Annotated in this window: 19 protein-coding genes; 11 read left to right on the forward strand and 8 right to left on the reverse strand. The window is 71.4% G+C overall.

Going from position 1 to position 16,179, the window contains the following annotated elements:
• Positions 1-12: 12 nt before the first annotated feature.
• Positions 13-1,170, reverse strand: coding sequence for an aspartate/prephenate aminotransferase (aspC, locus tag TTH_RS00245; protein WP_011227669.1), 1,158 nt, complete (start codon positions 1,168-1,170; stop codon positions 13-15).
• Between the two features lie 30 nt (positions 1,171-1,200).
• On the opposite strand from aspC, the gene TTH_RS00250 reads away from it, so the two are divergent.
• Together TTH_RS00250 and TTH_RS00255 are read left to right on the forward strand one after the other, a co-directional pair.
• Entirely contained in the window at positions 1,201-1,506 is a 306-nt protein-coding gene (locus tag TTH_RS00250) for a nucleotidyltransferase domain-containing protein (protein WP_011227670.1), read from the forward strand.
• Complete coding sequence (locus TTH_RS00255) at positions 1,484-1,873, forward strand: HI0074 family nucleotidyltransferase substrate-binding subunit (protein WP_024118912.1); 390 nt, start codon at positions 1,484-1,486, stop codon at positions 1,871-1,873. The genes TTH_RS00250 and TTH_RS00255 overlap by 23 nt, the downstream gene beginning before the upstream one ends.
• On the opposite strand, the gene TTH_RS00260 is transcribed toward TTH_RS00255, so the two are convergent.
• Positions 1,870-2,787 carry a diacylglycerol/lipid kinase family protein gene (locus tag TTH_RS00260; RefSeq protein ID WP_011227672.1) on the reverse strand — a complete coding sequence of 306 codons (918 nt, stop codon included), beginning with the start codon at positions 2,785-2,787 and terminating at the stop codon, positions 1,870-1,872. The two genes, TTH_RS00255 and TTH_RS00260, sit on opposite strands and share 4 nt — an antisense overlap.
• Before the next feature lie 17 nt (positions 2,788-2,804).
• On the opposite strand from TTH_RS00260, the gene TTH_RS00265 reads away from it, so the two are divergent.
• On the forward strand, positions 2,805-3,488 hold the full coding sequence (locus TTH_RS00265; protein ID WP_011227673.1) for a histidine phosphatase family protein: 684 nt from the start codon (positions 2,805-2,807) through the stop codon (positions 3,486-3,488).
• A complete protein-coding gene (locus tag TTH_RS00270) occupies positions 3,445-4,299 on the forward strand; it encodes a GNAT family N-acetyltransferase (protein ID WP_011227674.1) in 855 nt (284 codons plus the stop codon). The genes TTH_RS00265 and TTH_RS00270 overlap by 44 nt, the downstream gene beginning before the upstream one ends.
• On the opposite strand, the gene TTH_RS00275 is transcribed toward TTH_RS00270, so the two are convergent.
• Positions 4,269-5,153: a histone deacetylase family protein gene (locus TTH_RS00275; RefSeq protein WP_011227675.1), complete on the reverse strand. Its 885-nt coding sequence runs from the start codon at positions 5,151-5,153 to the stop codon at positions 4,269-4,271. The two genes, TTH_RS00270 and TTH_RS00275, sit on opposite strands and share 31 nt — an antisense overlap.
• Before the next feature lie 28 nt (positions 5,154-5,181).
• On the opposite strand from TTH_RS00275, the gene TTH_RS00280 reads away from it, so the two are divergent.
• Entirely contained in the window at positions 5,182-5,802 is a 621-nt protein-coding gene (locus TTH_RS00280; protein ID WP_164926013.1) for a metallophosphoesterase, read from the forward strand.
• Here the strand turns inward: TTH_RS00280 and TTH_RS00285 are convergent.
• Together TTH_RS00285 and TTH_RS00290 are read right to left on the reverse strand one after the other, a co-directional pair.
• Positions 5,789-6,238 carry a tRNA (cytidine(34)-2'-O)-methyltransferase gene (locus TTH_RS00285; RefSeq protein WP_011174302.1) on the reverse strand — a complete coding sequence of 150 codons (450 nt, stop codon included), beginning with the start codon at positions 6,236-6,238 and terminating at the stop codon, positions 5,789-5,791. The genes TTH_RS00280 and TTH_RS00285 overlap by 14 nt on opposite strands.
• The gene (locus TTH_RS00290; RefSeq protein WP_011227677.1) at positions 6,238-7,773 is read right to left on the reverse strand and encodes an ATP-dependent DNA helicase RecG; all 1,536 of its coding nucleotides are present in this window, start codon (positions 7,771-7,773) and stop codon (positions 6,238-6,240) included. Before TTH_RS00290 ends, TTH_RS00285 begins: the two co-directional genes overlap by 1 nt.
• 215 nt (positions 7,774-7,988) lie before the next feature.
• On the opposite strand from TTH_RS00290, the gene TTH_RS00295 reads away from it, so the two are divergent.
• From TTH_RS00295 to TTH_RS00315, 5 genes are all read left to right on the forward strand, one after another.
• Complete coding sequence (locus TTH_RS00295) at positions 7,989-9,329, forward strand: ammonium transporter (RefSeq protein WP_011227678.1); 1,341 nt, start codon at positions 7,989-7,991, stop codon at positions 9,327-9,329.
• Positions 9,326-9,676, forward strand: coding sequence for a P-II family nitrogen regulator (locus TTH_RS00300; RefSeq protein WP_008631113.1), 351 nt, complete (start codon positions 9,326-9,328; stop codon positions 9,674-9,676). Before TTH_RS00295 ends, TTH_RS00300 begins: the two co-directional genes overlap by 4 nt.
• Positions 9,677-9,680: 4 nt before the next feature.
• Entirely contained in the window at positions 9,681-10,583 is a 903-nt protein-coding gene (locus TTH_RS00305) for a LexA family protein (protein WP_011227679.1), read from the forward strand.
• Entirely contained in the window at positions 10,573-11,244 is a 672-nt protein-coding gene (locus tag TTH_RS00310) for a molybdenum cofactor biosynthesis protein (protein WP_011227680.1), read from the forward strand. The genes TTH_RS00305 and TTH_RS00310 overlap by 11 nt, the downstream gene beginning before the upstream one ends.
• A gap of 70 nt (positions 11,245-11,314) precedes the next feature.
• On the forward strand, positions 11,315-11,554 hold the full coding sequence (locus TTH_RS00315; RefSeq protein ID WP_011227681.1) for a hypothetical protein: 240 nt from the start codon (positions 11,315-11,317) through the stop codon (positions 11,552-11,554).
• Here TTH_RS00315 and TTH_RS00320 read toward each other — a convergent pair.
• From TTH_RS00320 to TTH_RS00330, 3 genes are read right to left on the reverse strand one after another with little or no spacing between them, the layout of a single operon-like run.
• Complete coding sequence (locus tag TTH_RS00320) at positions 11,541-11,861, reverse strand: DUF3208 family protein (RefSeq protein ID WP_011227682.1); 321 nt, start codon at positions 11,859-11,861, stop codon at positions 11,541-11,543. The genes TTH_RS00315 and TTH_RS00320 overlap by 14 nt on opposite strands.
• Positions 11,862-11,870: 9 nt before the next feature.
• On the reverse strand, positions 11,871-12,953 hold the full coding sequence (gene alr / locus TTH_RS00325) for an alanine racemase (RefSeq protein ID WP_011227683.1): 1,083 nt from the start codon (positions 12,951-12,953) through the stop codon (positions 11,871-11,873).
• A gap of 14 nt (positions 12,954-12,967) precedes the next feature.
• Positions 12,968-15,094 carry a primosomal protein N' family DNA-binding protein gene (locus TTH_RS00330; protein WP_164926014.1) on the reverse strand — a complete coding sequence of 709 codons (2,127 nt, stop codon included), beginning with the start codon at positions 15,092-15,094 and terminating at the stop codon, positions 12,968-12,970.
• Between the two features lie 17 nt (positions 15,095-15,111).
• Here TTH_RS00330 and TTH_RS00335 point away from each other — a divergent pair, with 17 nt between their 5' ends.
• Complete coding sequence (locus TTH_RS00335; protein ID WP_011174292.1) at positions 15,112-16,170, forward strand: MFS transporter; 1,059 nt, start codon at positions 15,112-15,114, stop codon at positions 16,168-16,170.
• The last annotated feature ends 9 nt before the right edge of the window (positions 16,171-16,179 follow it).

The following is a 16,179-nucleotide window of genomic DNA, read 5'->3' on the forward strand; positions in this document are numbered from 1 at the left end:
GGAAAACCCCGGCTAGGCGCGCCCCAGCACCCGGGCGAAGCGCTCCAGGGCCTTCCTGAGGTTCTCCTCGCTGGTGGCGTAGGAGAGGCGGACGTGGCCGAAGGCGGCGAAGTCCGTGCCCGGGACCACCGCCACCCCCGCCTCAAGGAGCCTCTCCGCCGCCCGCACCTCGTCGGGGGCGATGGGGGAGGTGTCCATGAGGACGTAGAAGGCCCCGCTCGGGCGCACCGCCTTGAGGCCCAGGGCGGTAAGGCCCTCAAGCAACAGGTCCCGCCTCCTGCGGTAGGCCTCCCTGGCCATCTCCACGAAGGCGCGGGAGGCCTCCTGGTTGGTGAGGGCCTCCAGGGTGGCCCACTGGGCGATGGTGTCGGGGCTCGTGGTGGACTGGCTGGAGACGGAGGCCATGGCCTTGATGACCTCCTTGGGCCCGCAGGCGTAGCCGATGCGCCATCCGGTCATGGCGAAGGCCTTGGCCGCCCCGTTCACCGTGAGGGTGTGCTCGGGGGCCACGCGCCCAGGGGAGAAGTGCTCCCCCTCGTAGAGGAGGTGCTCGTAGATCTCGTCGGAGACCAGGTAGAAGTCGTGCTCCACCGCAAGCCTCGCCAGGGCCTCGAGGACCTCCTTCGGGTAGACCGCCCCCGTGGGGTTGTTGGGGGAGTTGACCACAAGGGCCTTGGTGCGGGGGGTGATGGCCCGCCGGACCCTCTCGGGGTCGGGGACGAAGCCTTCCTCGGGGAGGGTTTCCACCTCCACCACCACCCCCCCGGCGAAGCGCACCATCTCCGGGTAGCTCACCCAGTAGGGGCTCAGGACGATGACCTCGTCCCCCGGGTCCAGGATGGCCTGGAAGAGGTTGAAGAGGGCCTGCTTCCCCCCCACGGTGACGATGGTCTCCTCAGGGGTCACGGAGAGGCCGTTTTCCCGGCGGAACTTCTCCGCCAGGGCCTCCCGAAGCTCGGGGATCCCCGCAGGGGGGGCGTACTTGGTCTTCCCCTGGGCGAGGGCGCGCCTCGCCGCCTCCTTCACGTGCTCGGGGGTGTCAAAGTCGGGCTCGCCGGCGGTGAGGGCCACGAGGTCCACCCCTTGGCGCCTGAGCTCCAGGGCCTTGGCGTTCACCGCCACCGTGGCCGAGGGCTTCATGGCCTGGACCCTTCGGGAAAGGCCGCGCATGGCCTAAGTATACGCGGGTAGAATGGACCTGTGACGGAAGGGGAGGTCCTGGAGGAGGTGAAGCGCCGGGTGCGCACGCGGCTCAAGGGAAGGCGCTACCGCCTCTACCTCTTCGGTTCCCGGGCGAGGAAGGAGGGGAGCCCCCGCTCGGACTACGATCTGGCCCTCCTGGCCGATCCTCCCTTGGACCTCGCCACCCTGGCGGAGCTTAGGGAGGCCCTGGAAGGCCTCCCCATCCTCCAGCCCCTGGACCTGGTGGAGCTCTCCTGGGCCCCGGGGCTCAAGGAGGTGGTGAAAAGGGAAGGGATCCTCCTTGACGAGGGAAGAGAAGCTTAGGGCGCAGATGGCCTCCCTGGCCCGGGCGGTGGAGCGGCTAAAGGCCGCCTTAGAGCGGCCCAAGGACGAGTTTATCCGGGACTCGGCCATCCAGCGGTTTGAGTTCACCTTTGAGCTGGCCTGGAAGACCCTAAAAACCTTTCTGGAACTCCAAGGCCTCGAGGCCCGCTCCCCCCGCGCGGCCATCCGGGGAGCTTTCCAAGTGGGCCTCCTCCCCGAGGACCCCTTCTGGCTGGAGATGCTGGAGCTGCGCAACCTCACGAACCACACCTACGACGAGGCCCTGGCCGAGCGCATCTACGCCGAGTTGCCCAAGGCTCTAGAACGCTTCCAGGAACTCCTTCGCCGCCTGGAGGAACCCGCCTAGGTCCCCGCGGGCTCAGGCACAAGCCCCCCGGCCCGGGCCCCGGCCCGCCCCCCCACCACCCTAAGCCCCAAAGGCCGGACCTCGGCCCGGTAGAGGGAGGCCTCGGGCAAAAGCTCCCCGTCCGCGTGGGCGGGAACGGGATGAGCGAACTCCACCGCCACCTCCTGCCCCGCGTACGCCCGCACCCGGGAGTGGGAGAGGTGCCGGCCCAGAAGGAGCCGCGGCAGGATAAGGACCACCCCCGTCCGGGAAAACTCCCCCGCCAGGACCACGGAAAGCCGCCCGTCCCTGGGGTCGGCCATGGGGGCGATGGGGATGCCCCCGCCGTACATGGGCCCGTTCATGGCGGCGAGGAGGAGCATCCTCCCCCGGTGGACCTCTTCCCCGTCCACCAAGACCCTGGCCTCCGGCAGGCTAAGCTCCTTGAGCACGGCGAAGAGGGCGTAGAGGTAGCGGGGCATTCCCCGGAGGAAGGGGGGGGCGGAGAGGGCCTTCTTGGCCACCAGGGCGTCAAACCCGATCCCCAAGGAGGCCCCGAAGGGCTCCCCGTTCACCCACCCCAGGTCCACCGCCTCCTCGGGGGCGTGGAGGGCGAGCTCCAAGGCCTTGGGCCAGGGAAGCCCGAGGAGGCCCAGCATGCGGGCGAAGTCGTTGCCGCTGCCGATGGGCACCACCCCCAGGACCTTCCCCGTGCCCGCGAGGCCCTTTAGGACCTCGTGCACCGTGCCGTCCCCCCCCACGGCCACCACCCGGGCCCCCTCGGGGGCCCTTTGGGCAAGCTCGGTGGCGTGGCCCGGCCCCTCCGTGAGGAAGGCCTTGGCCCCCTCCTGGCGGGCCGCCTTCAGGATGGCCCCGGAAAGCCTCCCCACCTTGCCGCGGCCCCCGGCGGGGTTCACGATGACCCACTTCTCCACCCCCGTATTCTACGGATATGGGCCTCCTCGCCCACTTCCTGAAGGGCCCCCACAAGAAGACCACCCTCCTCCTCACCCGGGCCGGGCCCGTGGAGAACCCCCGCCACGTGCTCTACAGCCACCCTGGGCTTCCCCTAAGCCCCAAGGGCCGAAGCGCCCTCCTCGCCCTCCTTCCCCTCCTCCAAGGCTTCCCCGTGGCCCACGTCTACGCCGCCGACAGCCTGGCGGAGGCCGAGGCGGCCCGGCTTTTCGCCGAGGCCCTGGGGGTGCCCTACACCCTCCTCCCCGAGCTGCGGGAACGGGCCTGGGGCGCCTGGGAGGGGCTTTCCTTCCCCGAGGTGGAGGCCCGCTTCCCCGGGGCCGTGGCCGCCTGGACGGCGGACGAGGCGGGCTTCGCCCCGCCCGGGGGAGAGAGCGTGCGGGAGGCCTGGGAACGGGGGAGGCGGGCGGTGAAGGCGCTCCTCGGGAAGCACCGGGGCCAGGCCATCCTCGTGGTGGGGAACTGCACCCTCAACCGGGCCGCCCTAAGCCTCGCCCTCCCCTTACCCCCTGAAGAGGGCCTCAGGCTGGAGCAGGACTACGCCCGGCTCTCCGTGGTGGACTTCTACGGGGAGGAGGGGGTGGTGAAGGCCCTGAACCTGGCGGTAGACTGGGGGCATGATCCGGCCCGTGGCCCGCAAGGACCTCCCGGGGCTTCTTAGGCTCCTCCGCCACATGGACCAAAGCCCCGAACGGGGCGTCCTCGCCCCGGAGGCCAGGGACCTCGAGGGCCTCGCCGAGGAGCTGGAGGACGGCCTCGTCCTCCTTAAGGAGGGGGAGGTGGCGGGGTACGTGGGCCTCTACCCCTTCTGGGACGGGGCCGCCCTGGAAGGGCCCCTGGCCTACCGCGAGGAGGACCTGCCCCCCCTCCTGGAGGCGGCGGAGGGGCGGGCCCGAGAGGTGGAGGTGGAGCGGCTTTACGCCTTCCCCCGGGAGGAAAACGCCACCCTCCGGAAGGCCTTGGAGGGGGCGGGCTTCGGCCTCCTCCACGTGACCTACTTCTTCGTCAAGCGCCCCGAGGGGCTGGACTACCCCGCCCCCGAGGGCGTGCGGGTGGAGGAGGGCTTCCCCGGGGCCGGGGTCTACCGGGAGCTCTACCGGGAGAGCGAGGAGAGCTGGGCCCTGCGCCTCCGCTGGACGGACGAGGAGCTTGAGGAGCACTTCCAGGACCCCGCCGTCCACCTCCTCGTGGCCTACCTGAAAGGGGTGCCCGTGGGCCTCGCCGAGGTGGAGCTGGAAGGAGGCGAGGCCAGCGTGGCCTACATCGGGGTCGTCCCCGAGGCCCGGGGGAAGGGGATCGGGCGCACCCTCCTCTCCGAGGCGGCGAAGCTCGCCCGAAGAAAGGGGGCGGACCTCCTCCGGGTCCGGGCCCACGACCACGAAAAGGGCGCTCTAGACCTCTACCGGGGCCTGGGGTTTAGCCTCGAGGAGGCCGTGGCCACCTACGCCAAGGAGCTCAAGGCCAGGCGGTAGGTCGCCGCGTGGGCCTCCACGGTGAGGCGGGGGTCGCGGTTGTACCCCCCGCCCATCACCACCACGAGGGGCGCCCCGAGGGCCTTGACGAAGCGGAAGACCCTCTCGTCCCGCCGCCTCACCCCTTCCGGGCTTAGGGCGAGGCGGCCGAAGCGGTCCCCCTTTAAGACGTCCACCCCGGCGTTGTAGAAGACGAGGTCCGGGCGGAAGGCCCGGGCCTTCTCTAAGGCCCCCTCCAGGGCCCAGAGGTAGGCCTCGTCCCCCGTCCCATCGGGAAGGCCCACGTCCAGGTCGCTCTTTTCCTTCTTCAGAGGGTAGTTCCGCTCCCCGTGGAGGGAGAGGGTGAAGACGGAGGGGTCCTCCCGGAAGAAGAAGGCGGTGCCGTTCCCCTGGTGGGCGTCCAGGTCCACCACCAAGACCCGGCCCGAAAACCCCTCCTTGGCCCGGAGCCAGAAAATGGCCACGGCCACGTCGTTGAAGAGGCTGTACCCCTCGGCCCGGCCGGGGAAGGCGTGGTGGGTGCCCCCGGAGAGGTTGAGGCCGAGGCCGGTCTTAAGGGCGTCCAGGGCCGCGGCCAGGGTGCCCCCGGCGGCGTGGAGGGCGCGCCGCAAGAGGGCCTGGCTAAAGGGGAGGCCAAGCCTCAAGGACTCCTCCCGGCTAAGGCCCTCCCCGAAAAGCTTCTCCAGGTAGGAAGCCTCGTGGGCCAGGAAGAGGGCCTCCCGGGGCACCTCGGGGGCGGGGAGGACGGGAAGAAGCCCCTTAAGGGCCTCGGCCACGCCCCCGTACTTGTAAAGGGGAAAGGGGTGGCCCTCGGGCAAGGGAAGGGAGAGGTGGGCCGTGGTGTACGCCCGCACGCCCCTATCCTTACGCCTTTTTGCCAGAATGAAAAGGAGCGTGCGCCTCCTTGTCCTATCCGACCAGGTCCACCCCCACATCCACTCCCCCCGCTTCCCCGAAAACCTCCCCCCCTTTGACCTGGTCCTGGCGGCGGGGGACCTGCCCGGGGCGTACCTGGAGTACGTGGCCACCAAGGTCCGGGTGCCCGTGCTCTTCGTGCCCGGAAACCACGGGGAGGAGTGGGTCCTGGAGGAGGGGCGGAGGAAGCGGCCCGGGGGTGTGGTGAACCTCCACGGGCGCCTCTTCCGCCACCAGGGGCGCCTCTTCTACGGCATCGGGGGGGTGCCCCGCTATCGGGAGGGGGAGGGCCAGCTTTCCGAGGGGGAGCTCCTCCGCCTCGCCTTAAAGCCCTTCCCCCGGAGGCTCCTTTTGGGCCACGGGGTGGACGTCCTCCTGACCCACGCCCCGCCCCCGGGGCCCAGCGCCGGGGAGGACTTCGCCCACCGGGGGGCCCGGGCCTTCCTCCTCTTCCATCGCCTCTTCCGCCCCCGGCTCCACGTCCACGGCCACACCCCCCTCCTCGGGGCGAACCCCGAAAGGCGGCACCGCACCCCTTTGGGCGTGGAGGTGGTCCACGCCCAGGGCTACGCCCTCATCGCCCTGTGAGCTGGCGGTAGGCCTCGTAGGCCGCCACCCCCACGGCCACCGCCAGGTTCAAGGAGCGCACCGGCCCCGGCATGGGGATCTTTAGGGTGGGGAAGCGGGCGAGGACCTCCTCGGGAAGCCCCCGGCTTTCGGGGCCGAAGAGGAGGTAGTCCCCCTCCCGGAAGCGGGCCTCGTAGAGGGAGGCTTCCCCCCTGGCGCTGAAGGCGAAGACCCGCGCCCCCCGGGGCAGGGCCTCCAGGAACGCCGCAAAGGAGTCGTGGAGCCTGAGGTCCACGTGGGGCCAGTAGTCCAGGCCCGCCCGCTTGAGCTTGGGGCTGGAGAGGAGGAAGCCCAGGGGACGGATGAGGTGGAGGGGCCATCCCAGGGCGGCCGCGGTGCGGGCCACGTTCCCGGCGTTTTGGGGGATCTCCGGCTGGTAGAGGACCAGATGGAGCATCACCGCCTCCGGTAGCGGGTGGCCGCCCCCCGGCCCACCCTCTCCACCCGGCCCTCCCGGATGAGGCGGCGGAGAAGCTCCAGGGCCCTTTTGCGGGAAAGCCCGAGGACCCGCTCCACCTCCTGGCGGCGCCTGGGCGCCTCCAAGAGGGCGAGGGCCCGCTCCGCCAAAAGGTCCCGCCGGGCCAGGTGGTACCGCCCTCCCTCCTTGCGCAGAAGCCCCATCCTTTCCATGCGGGAAAGGACCCGCCGCGCCGCCTCCTCGGGAAGCTGGAGCGCCCGGGCGAGCTCCTCCAGGCCCGCCTCCCCCACCCGGCGCAGGTACCCCACGGCGATGAGGTGGTCCAGGCTGAACCCTCCAAGCCGCTCCTGGGCCTCGGCGATCTCCCGCACGAAGGCCTCGTCCAGCTCGGGGTTGTAGAGGACGAGGGTCAGGGCCTCGGGGAAGAGGCGGTACTCCGGGGGTTCCTTGCCGTACTTGAGGAGGAGGCGGTACATCTTGTCCACGCCGCTTCCCGCCCGCTCCACGTAGCCCAGGCGGTAGAGGGCCTCGGCCAGGCGGGGGTTCCGCCTTTTGGGGGGGTGGCGGAGGACGTTCTCCGGGGTGATGCCGGGGGGGAAGCCGCCGGGGTTGGAGACCTCCAGCCGGTCCCGGTAGTGGTGGACCTGGATGGCGTCCTTGCTCCGCCAGTCCCGGTGGACGAGGGCGTTGACCAGGGCCTCCCGGTAGACCTCCTGGTCAAAGTCCCAGACCTCGAGGCGGAAAAGCCCCACGGTGAGAAAACGGACCCGGTTCCGCGCCTGGATGAGTTCCTTCAGGCGCTCCAGGAGGGCGGGGATGGGCCTGAGGAGGTCCTCCCGGAAGCTGTAGCCCTCCTCGGTCTCGTGGAAGTAGTAGCTCACCTCCGCCTGGGGAAGAAGCCGCCTCAAGGCGAGGGACGTCCCCGCCAGGAGAAGGCCCGCCACCGTGGGGCGCACCTCCCCCTCCACCCGCTCCAAGAGCCCCAGGGCAAAGAGGAGCTCCAGGTCGGGGAGGGCGGCCAAGGCGCTTCCCCTTTCCTCTAGGATGCGCCTCAAGCGCAGGACCTCCACCGGGTCCAGGTCGGAAAGGCTCGCCGCGGGCAGGACCTGGGCGGTGAAGTCGGGCTCGGGCAGGCTCTGGCCCACCTTGAGCTCCGAAAGGCGCCTCCCGTCCCAGAAGGGCACCCGCCCTGTCCCCACGGCGATGGCCGCCGGGCTTTGGGGCACGTGGAGGGCGAGCACCCGGCCCCAGGGCCCCTCCACCACCTCCACGTAGGGGAGGAGGAGCCCTTGGGTGAGCTCAAAGAGGGCGTGGGTCACCTGCAGGGGGTGGAGGTCCTGGGCGCCCAGGACCTTGCCCTCGGGGCTCACGCCCAGGAAGAGGGTGCCCCCCTTGTGGTTGGCGAGGCCCGCGGCGTAGCGGGCCAGGTCCTCGGGGGAGATGTCCTGGGGCAGGAAGAGGGTGCGCTCGTCCTGCCCCCGGGCCAGGCGTTCCTCCAGCTCCTCCCACGTCACGGGGCCCAGTTTACGGGGCGTCCGGGGAGAAGAGGGAGGGGCTCGGTCGCAGGTTTGTTCAATAAATCAGTGACATACGTGCCATTTTCGCGGAACACTTAGCAAGATAAGTCAGCAAGTCTTCTTGTAACGTTCGGATAGCTATTGCAATTTGTCGCAGGATCTATTGACATTTTGCATCCCATCCTCTACCCTTGGCCCTAAGGGGGTGGAGGATGCGGAAAGGAACCCTCAACGGCATCGCGGCCCTAGGTTTATCGGGACTGGCCCTGGCGGAGGGGGTAGACGGGGCGGACACGGCCTGGATGCTGGTCTCCACGGCCCTGGTCCTCCTCATGACCCCGGCCCTGGCCTTCTTCTACGGGGGGCTCGTCCGGAGCAAGAACGCCTTGAACACCATGATGATGAGTTTTGCCGCCCTGGCCTTCGTGGGCGTGGGCTGGGCGCTTCTCGGGTACACCCTGGCCTTTGGGGAGGGGGGCCCCCTCCTGGGGGGTCTCGGGCACCTCTTCCTCAGGGGGGTGGGCCTCGAGGCCCAGGGCACCATCCCCCACGTCCTCTTCCTGGCCTTCCAGGGGACCTTCGCCATTATCACCGCCGCCCTGGTCTCGGGCGCCCTGGTGGAGAGGATGCGCTTTCCCGCCTACCTGGCCTTCCTCACCCTCTGGGGGCTTTTCGTCTACGCTCCCCTGGCCCACTGGGTCTGGGGCGGGGGGTTTTTGGGGGCCCTGGGCGCCCTGGACTTCGCCGGAGGGACGGTGGTGCACATCAACGCCGGCGTCGCCGCCCTGGTGGGCGCCCTGGTCCTAGGCGCGCGGAAGGACTACGGGCGGCAGGCCATCCTGCCCCATAACGTCCCCTTCACCCTCCTGGGGGCAGCCCTCCTCTGGTTCGGCTGGTTCGGCTTCAACGGGGGAAGCGCCCTGGCGGCCAACGCCTCGGCGGCCCTGGCCTTCGCGAACACCATGCTGGCCCCCGCGGCCACCCTCCTGGTCTGGACCCTCCTGGACCTCCTTCGCACCGGCAAGGCCACGGCGGTGGGGGCGGCCACGGCCATCGTGGTGGGCCTGGTGGCCGTGACCCCGGCCGCAGGCTTCGTCTCCCCTCTCTCCGCCCTCCTCATCGGGGCGCTTGCCGCCTTCCCCAGCTACTACGTCCTCCTCTGGCGGGCGAGGACCCGGCTGGACGACAGCCTGGACGTCTTCGCCGGCCACGGGGTCGGGGGGATCACCGGGGCCCTCCTCACCGGCGTCTTCGCCGAGAAGGCCTGGAACGGGGTGGCGGACGGCCTCCTCTTCGGCAACCCCATGCAGCTCGGGATCCAGGCGGTGGCGGTCCTGGCCGCCGTCGTGTACTCCGCCTTGGGAACCTTCGCCCTCCTCAAGCTGGTGGGCCTCCTCACCCCCTTGCGGGCAGGCCCCAAGGAGGAAGGGGTGGGCCTGGACGTGACCCAGCACGGCGAGGAGGCCTACACCTCGGGCGAGGGGGCGATCCTCGTCCTCTCGGAAAAGGCCCCCGCGGTCCCGAGCCTCAGGCCCCAGGGAGGTGAGGCATGAAGCTCATCGTGGCCATCGTCCGTCCGGAGAAGCTCAACGAGGTGCTGGAGGCCCTTTTCCAGGCGGAGGTCCGCGGGCTCACCCTAAGCCGCGTCCAGGGCCACGGCGGCGAGACGGAGCGGGTGGAGACCTACCGGGGCACCACGGTGAAGATGGAGCTCCACGAGAAGGTGCGCCTGGAGATCGGGGTCTCGGAGCCCTTCGTGAAGCCCACGGTGGAGGCCATCCTGAAGGCGGCCCGCACCGGGGAGGTGGGGGACGGGAAGATCTTCGTCCTCCCGGTGGAGAAGGTCTACCGGATCCGCACCGGAGAGGAGGACGAGGCCGCGGTGACCCCGGTACAATAAGGATGTGACGGCCAGGCAGCGGCGGGTTCTCCACCTCTTGGTGGACGAGTACATCCAGACCAAGGCCCCGGTGCCCTCGGCGCGGATCGCCGAGGGGCTGGGCCTTTCCCCCGCCCTGGCCCGGTACGAGCTCATCGCCCTCGAGGAGATGGGCTACCTCACCAAGCCCCACGCCTCGGCGGGGAGGGTGCCCACGCGGCAGGGGTTCAGGCAGTACTCCCTCTCCCTCCTCCCCCCTAGGCCCCTGCCGGAGGCCACCCGAAGGCGCCTGGAGCGGGCCTTGGAGGGGGCGAGAGAGCCCGAGGCCTTCCTGGTGAAGGTGGCGGTGGGGCTTTCCGGCTACCCCGCCCTCCTCCGCCTCCAGCCCAGGCGGGCCCCCAAGCTCCTCCAGGTCCACCTCTCCCCCCTCCCCGAGGGCACCCTGGCGGTGCTGGTCCTCGAGGGGGGGCGGGTCAAGGAGGTCCGGCTCCCCCTCGTCCTCCCCCAGGAGACCCTTCGCCGGGCAGAGGAGGCCCTCACGGGGCCCTTGGAGACCCTGCCCGCGGCCCCCAAAGGCCTGGAGGACCTCTTCGCCCACCTCTCCCGGGCCCTCGCCTCCGGCTTCGCCCTCCGGTACCGGGAAGGCCTCTCCGAGGCCCTGAAGGAGCCCGAGGCCAAGGACCCGGGGTTTTTGGAGCGGCTCGTGGCCCTTTACGAGGAAGGCGGCGAGGACCTCCTCACCCCGCCCGGCAGGGTGGACGTGCGGGTGGGGGAGGTGGAGGGGCTCGCCCTGGTCCAGGCGGGCTTCCAGAAGGGGGAGTGGCTGGGGGAGCTCACCCTGATCGGCCCCCTGCGCATGCGCTACGCCGAGGCCCTCTCCGTGGCCTTCAGCCTCTCCCAGGTCTATACTGGGCAGCATGCGGATTGAGGTCCGGCTCTTCGCCCTTTACCGGGAGCAGGCGGGGACGGACCGCCTCGCCCTGGAGCTCCCCGAGGGCGCCCGGGTGCGGGAGGCCCAGAAAGCCCTGGAGGAACGCTTCCCCAGGCTTCGCCTCGAGGGCGGGATGGCGGCGGTGAACCAGGCCCTGGCGGGGGCGGAAACCCCCTTAAAGGAGGGGGACGAGGTGGCCTTTCTTCCCCCGGTCTCTGGCGGGCAGGACTCCTACGGCCTGACCCAGGAGCCTCTGGACCTCGAGGCCCTCGTGGCCTGGGCCACGGCCCCGGAGTACGGGGCGGTGGTGAGCTTCCTCGGCACCACCCGCAGCCCCAACCGGGGGGAGGAGGTGGCCTTTTTGGAGTACGAGGCCTACCCGGAGATGGCGGAGAAGGTGATGGCGGAAATCCTCGCCGAGATGCGCGCCCGCTGGCCCCTGGGCCGCATCGCCCTCTGGCACCGCCTGGGCCGGGTGGACCCGGGGGAGGCCTCCATCGCCATCGTCGTCTCGGCCCGCCACCGCAAGGAGGCCTTCGCCGCCTGCCAGTACGCCATAGACCGGGTGAAGCAGATCCTCCCCGTCTGGAAGAAGGAGCACCGCAAGGACGGGAGCTTCTGGGTGGAGGGCTTCGCCCCGGAGGACAAGCGGCTATGAGGCCACCCCCTGCGGGCGCGGGCCCAAGGGGCCCCGGGGGAAAACCCCATCGCGAAGCGGGAAAGAGGGCATGACCTCCTTCGCCTTTACTGCCTTCCTCCTCCTCCTCGTCCTCTTCGCCCTCCCCCTCCTCCTCGGCTTCCTCTCGGGCCGGGCCTACCGGGCGGGGCGGGGCCGGGTGGCCTTCGGGCTTCTCCTCTTCGGGGGGTTCGTGGGCCTCCTGGCGCGGCCTAGGCCCTTGGGCCTCCTCCTCCTCGCCCTGGGCCTCGCCTGGGGGTACGCCGCCCCCAGGCGGCCTAGAGGGGCCTGAGGTCCTCCAGAAGAAGCCAGCCCACCTCCGGGGGAAGCCCCTCCAAAACCTCCCCGAGGGCCTCCGCCGCCTCCTCGGCCAGGGGCTTCAGGGCCTCGGGGGGCTCTTCCGTGAGGACCAGGAGGGTGAGCTGGTAGAAGCGCTGGGTGTGGGTGGGGGTGCCGTCCTCAAAGAAGGGGGTGGGGGGCGGCACCTCGTCCCAAAGGAGGCGGGCCCCGGCCACCTCGCCGGGGAGGAGGGCCTTTAGGTCCAGGGCGAGGGCCCGGGGGTGCCAGAGGTAACCCTGGAAGAGGCGGACGGCCTGCACGCCCTAAGCCTACTCCAGGTAGCGGCGGGGAAGCCTCCGGGAAAGGTGGACGGCCACCTCATAAGGGAGGGTGCCCCGGGCCTCGGCCCAGGCGAGGAGGCCCGTGGGGCCGAAGTCGGCCGAGAGCACCTCAAACACGGCCTCGAGGCCCACGGGGCCGGGGAGGAGGACGGTGGTCTGGTCCATGGAGATCCGGCCCGCCACCTCCAGAAGGCGCCCGTCCGGCCCCTTCACGAACCGCACCGCCCCCCAGGGAAGCCCGTCGGCGTACCCCACGGGCAGGGTGGCGAGCCACTCCCCGCCCCGGGCCACATAGACCCCCCCGTACCCCACCCGGTCCCCCGCCTTCAGGCGCTTCACCAGGGTGGGCCGGGCGAGGATCCGGAGGATGGGCCTGAGGCCAAAGCCGGGGACGAGGCCGTAGAGGGCGAGCCCCACCCGCACCCCCGCCGTGGCCCCGTGGCGGAGGAGGCCCAGGGAGTTCTCCAGGTGGTAGAAGTACCCCTCCCCCAAGGCGCGGCGCACCTCCTGGAAGCGGCGCCGCTGCGTCTCCACGAAGGCCGCGTCCTCCCCGGCGGTGGCGAGGTGGGTGTAGACGCCCTCCACCCTCACCCCCAGGGCCTCCACCGCCCGCAGGGCCGAGACCGCCTCCTCCGAGGGAAAGCCCACCCGGTTCATGCCCGTATCCACCTTGAGGTGGGCCCGGGGCACAAGGCCCAGGGCGCGGGCCCTCTGGGAAAGGGCCTCCGCCGCCTCCAGGTTGGAGAGGGTGGGCACGAGGCCAAGCCTCAAGGCCTCCTCCGCCTCCAGGGGGTGGAGGCTTCCGAGAAGGAGGACCTCCCCCTTGATGCCCCCTTCCCGGAGGCGCCTCCCCTCCTCCAGGGTGGCCACGGCGAAGCGCCCCACGCCCTTTCCCTCCAGGAAGCGGGCGAGGGGAAGGGCCCCGTGGCCGTAGGCGTCCGCCTTGAGCACGGGGATCACCTCCCCTCCCGCCCGCCCGGCGAGAAGCCGGTAGTTCGCCCAGAGGGCGGCGAGGTCCACCTCCACCCAGGCCCGGGCCTGCACCCCTTTAGGATACCCGCCCGGGCGCACGCCCTTGGGGGCGCTCAGTCCTCCAAAAGCCCCACGAAGTGGAAGGGGTCGGGGTCCAGCCTGAACTGCCGCCGGTCCAGGAGGCCGAGGAGGCGGGCGAGCCGCTCCGTGCTTCCCCGAAGGAGGAGGTGGAAGACGTAATGCCCCTTCACCCGGGGCACGGGAGCGGGGGCGGGGCCCAGGACCTCCCCCTCCTCCGCCTCGGCCCGCAAGGCCTCCAGGAGGGCGAAGGCCTTTTCCCGGGCCCGCTCCTCCTTCCGGTGGCGCACCTCAAGCTTCACCATGCGCACCCGCGGCGGGTAGTTGAGAGCCTCCCGCAGGGCCTTCTCCTGCCACAGGTAGGCCTCCACCTCCCCCGCCTCGAGGGCCCGGTGCACGGGGTGCTCGGGGGTGAAGGTTTGGAGGACGAGAAGGGGCCTCCGCCCGGGCCTGAGCTCCGTGAGGGCCCAGAGAAGGCGGTGGTACCGCTCCGCCGCCCGGAAGTCCGACTCCAGGAGGAAGCCGTCCGCCAAAGGGAGGAGGACGAGGGCGAGGTCGGGAAGCCTAGGCCCCCGGAGGAGGGCCGTGGTCCCCACCACCACCCCCGGCCGGCCCTCGAGGAGGGGGGTGAGGTCGTCCTTCCCGTCGCCGGCGTAGCGGTAGACGGGAAGGGAAAGCCTCTCCGCCAGGGCCTCCCGGATCCAGTCCACCCCGGGCCCCTTGGGGGCGAGGAGGGGGGAGCCGCACCGGGGGCAGAGGAGGGGCGGGTCCTCGCGGTGGCCGCACTGGTGGCAGACGAGCGCCCCCTTCCCCTCCCGGTGGTACCGCAGGGGCAAGGCGCAGTCGGGGCACATGGGCCGGAAGCCGCAGTCCTGGCAGAGGAGGAGGGCGCTGTACCCCTTGCGGGCGGAGAGGACCACGGCCTGCCGCCCCCGCTCCTCCACCTGGCGGAGGAGGGCGAGGGCCCGCCCCGTGACGGGAAAGCCCCGCTCCCGCCGGAGGTCCAAGAGGAGAAGGCGGGGCTTGGGCACGGGCAGGGCGAAACCCTTTCGCTCCAAAACCTCCACCGCGGGCACCAGGGAGAGGTAGGTGAGGGGCACCCCGAGGAGGCGGGCCCTAAGCTCCGCAAGCGGGGGGACGAAGGCCCGGCTCCCCGAGGGAAGCTTGTAGCTCTCGCTCCCCTCCTCCACCACCACCAAAGAGCGGGGGGTGAAGGGGAGGAGGAGCCCGCCGTAGGTGGCGAAGACCAGGCCGCGCGGCCTCCGGAAAAACCGCTCCCGGACCGGGCCGGAAAGCCCCCCGTGGTAGGGCGTGGCCCCGGGGAAGTGGGCGAGAAACCGCTCCAAGAGGCTCACCTCGGGGAAGAGGACCAGGTGGTCCCCCTCCCCCAAAAGCCCCTTGAGCACCCGCACGCGTTCCAGAAACCTCCCGCCGTTGACCCGCTCGGGCCTCTCGGGGAGGTGGAGGGGCGCCACGTCCACCCCGTCCGCCGGGGGCGGGGCGGCCTCCTCCGGGGACGCGGTGCCGATGTACCCCTCCTGGACAAGGCGGCGCACCCGGCCCACCCCCACCCCCGCCGCCCGGGCCAGGGCCGCCTGGCTTTCGGCAAAGCCCAGCTCCCGCAGGACCTGAAGGACGCGGTCCAGCTGGGGATCGGGGTGGGCGGGCTTCAGGGGCACCAGCACCCCCCGCGCCTCCCGGAAGGCGAGCTCCTCCTCCAGCATCCCCGCCTCCCGCAGGAGGTCCAAAAGCTTGGGGTCAAAGCCCCGGGCCTCCCGCCAGTCCACCAGGGCCCCAAGCCCCGGGGGCAGGACCTTCGGGTCCGCCCCCGGGTAGAGGCGGACCCGGTGGCGCAAGGGGGGAAAGGGGGGGAGGAAGTCCGCCAGGACCTGGCCCAGGGGGGCGAAAAGGTAGCGGGCCGCCTCTTCCAAAAAGAGGATCTCCTCCGGGCGCAGGTAGGGGGCGGGGTCCAGGTAGGCGATGGCGTGGCGGAGGTTCAGGGAGGGCCGCCCCCCTTCCCCCACCACCACCCCCACCTGGACCTCCCCCCGAAAAGGAACGGCCACCCGCCGCCCCAAGGCCTCCTCTCCCTCCTGCCCCAAGGGAGGGAGGTAGCTCATGGGCGGAAGCGGCAGGGGAAGGGCCACCTGAAGCACCCGCACAGGCCTAGCATAAGGGGGTGCGGTTCGCCGTGCTCTTCTCGGGCGTGGCCCTCTACAGCGCCCTCTACGCGGTGGTCCCCCTCCTCCCCCTCCTGGAGAGGCTCTTCGGGGCCCCCCCGGGGGCCGCGGGGCCGGGGATGGGGCTTCCCCTCCTCCTCCTCGTCCTCCTCTCTCCCCTGACCCCGAGGCTTTCCCTTCCTCCCGGGGTCCTCCTGGGCGGGGGCCTCCTCCTGGTGGGGGTGGGCGGGGTCCTGGGGGCTTTGAGCCCGAGCCTTTTCCTCTGGACCCTGGCCCGGCTCCTCCAGGGGGCGGGGGCGGCCCTCGTCCCCGCCCTGGCCATCGCCCTCCTCCCCCTCCTCTACCCCAGGCGGGCCTGGGAGGTGGCGGGCCTCTACATGGCGGGCAACGTCCTTGGGGGCGGCCTCGGTCGGGTCCTCGCCGGGGTGCTGGCCGAGGGCCTGGGGGTGCGGGAGGCCCTCCTTTTCCTCTCCCTCCCCGCCTTGGCCCTGGGCCTCCTCCTCCTCGGCCTGCCCCGGGGAAAGACGCCCCCTTTAGGGCCCGCCCGCTACGACCTCCGGGCCCTCCCCCTGTACGCGGTGGGCGCCGTCCTCCTCTTCCTCAACCTCTTCCTGGCCAACCTCCTCCCCTACCGGCTTCTGGACCTGGGCTACCGCCCGGCGGAGGTGGGGCTCGTGTACCTGGCCTACCTCTTTGGCCTCCCGGGGAGCGCCCTCTCGGGCTTCCTCGCCGCAAGGCTCGGCCCCCGGCGCACCTTCCGCCTGGCCTTCCTCGGCGTCCTCGTGGCCCTAGGCCTCCTCCTCCTTCCCCCGCCCTTCCTGGTGGCGGGCTTCGTCCTCCTCATGGCCTTCCTCTTCACGGCCCAAAGCCTGGCCTCGGGGGCCGCGGGGCAGAGGGGGCCCGGGGTGAGCGGGACCTACGTGGCGAGCTTCTACCTGGGAGGCACCCTGGCGGGCCTCGCCTACCCCCTCTTCCTGCACAGCTTCCCCCTGGCGGTGGGGCTTGGGGCCGCCCTCGCCCTCCTCGCCCTCCTCCTTGCCCCCGTGGAGGCGCAGTAGCATGACCCC

Source organism: Thermus thermophilus HB8 (assembly GCF_000091545.1).
In the GTDB taxonomy this organism is placed as follows: Bacteria; Deinococcota; Deinococci; order Deinococcales; family Thermaceae; genus Thermus; species Thermus thermophilus.

Excerpts from the sequence above, each read along its gene's own strand:
- TTH_RS00265 (WP_011227673.1), top strand. The coding sequence starts at position 2,805 with ATGGGCCTCCTCGCCCACTTCCTGAAGGGCCCCCACAAGAAGACCACC.
- TTH_RS00310 (WP_011227680.1), top strand. The coding sequence starts at position 10,573 with ATGCGGATTGAGGTCCGGCTCTTCGCCCTTTACCGGGAGCAGGCGGGG.
- TTH_RS00295 (WP_011227678.1), top strand. The coding sequence starts at position 7,989 with ATGCGGAAAGGAACCCTCAACGGCATCGCGGCCCTAGGTTTATCGGGA.
- TTH_RS00285 (WP_011174302.1), bottom strand. The coding sequence starts at position 6,238 with ATGCTCCATCTGGTCCTCTACCAGCCGGAGATCCCCCAAAACGCCGGG.
- TTH_RS00315 (WP_011227681.1), top strand. The coding sequence starts at position 11,315 with ATGACCTCCTTCGCCTTTACTGCCTTCCTCCTCCTCCTCGTCCTCTTC.
- TTH_RS00270 (WP_011227674.1), top strand. The coding sequence starts at position 3,445 with ATGATCCGGCCCGTGGCCCGCAAGGACCTCCCGGGGCTTCTTAGGCTC.
- aspC (WP_011227669.1), bottom strand. The coding sequence starts at position 1,170 with ATGCGCGGCCTTTCCCGAAGGGTCCAGGCCATGAAGCCCTCGGCCACG.
- TTH_RS00300 (WP_008631113.1), top strand. The coding sequence starts at position 9,326 with ATGAAGCTCATCGTGGCCATCGTCCGTCCGGAGAAGCTCAACGAGGTG.
- TTH_RS00280 (WP_164926013.1), top strand. The coding sequence starts at position 5,182 with ATGAAAAGGAGCGTGCGCCTCCTTGTCCTATCCGACCAGGTCCACCCC.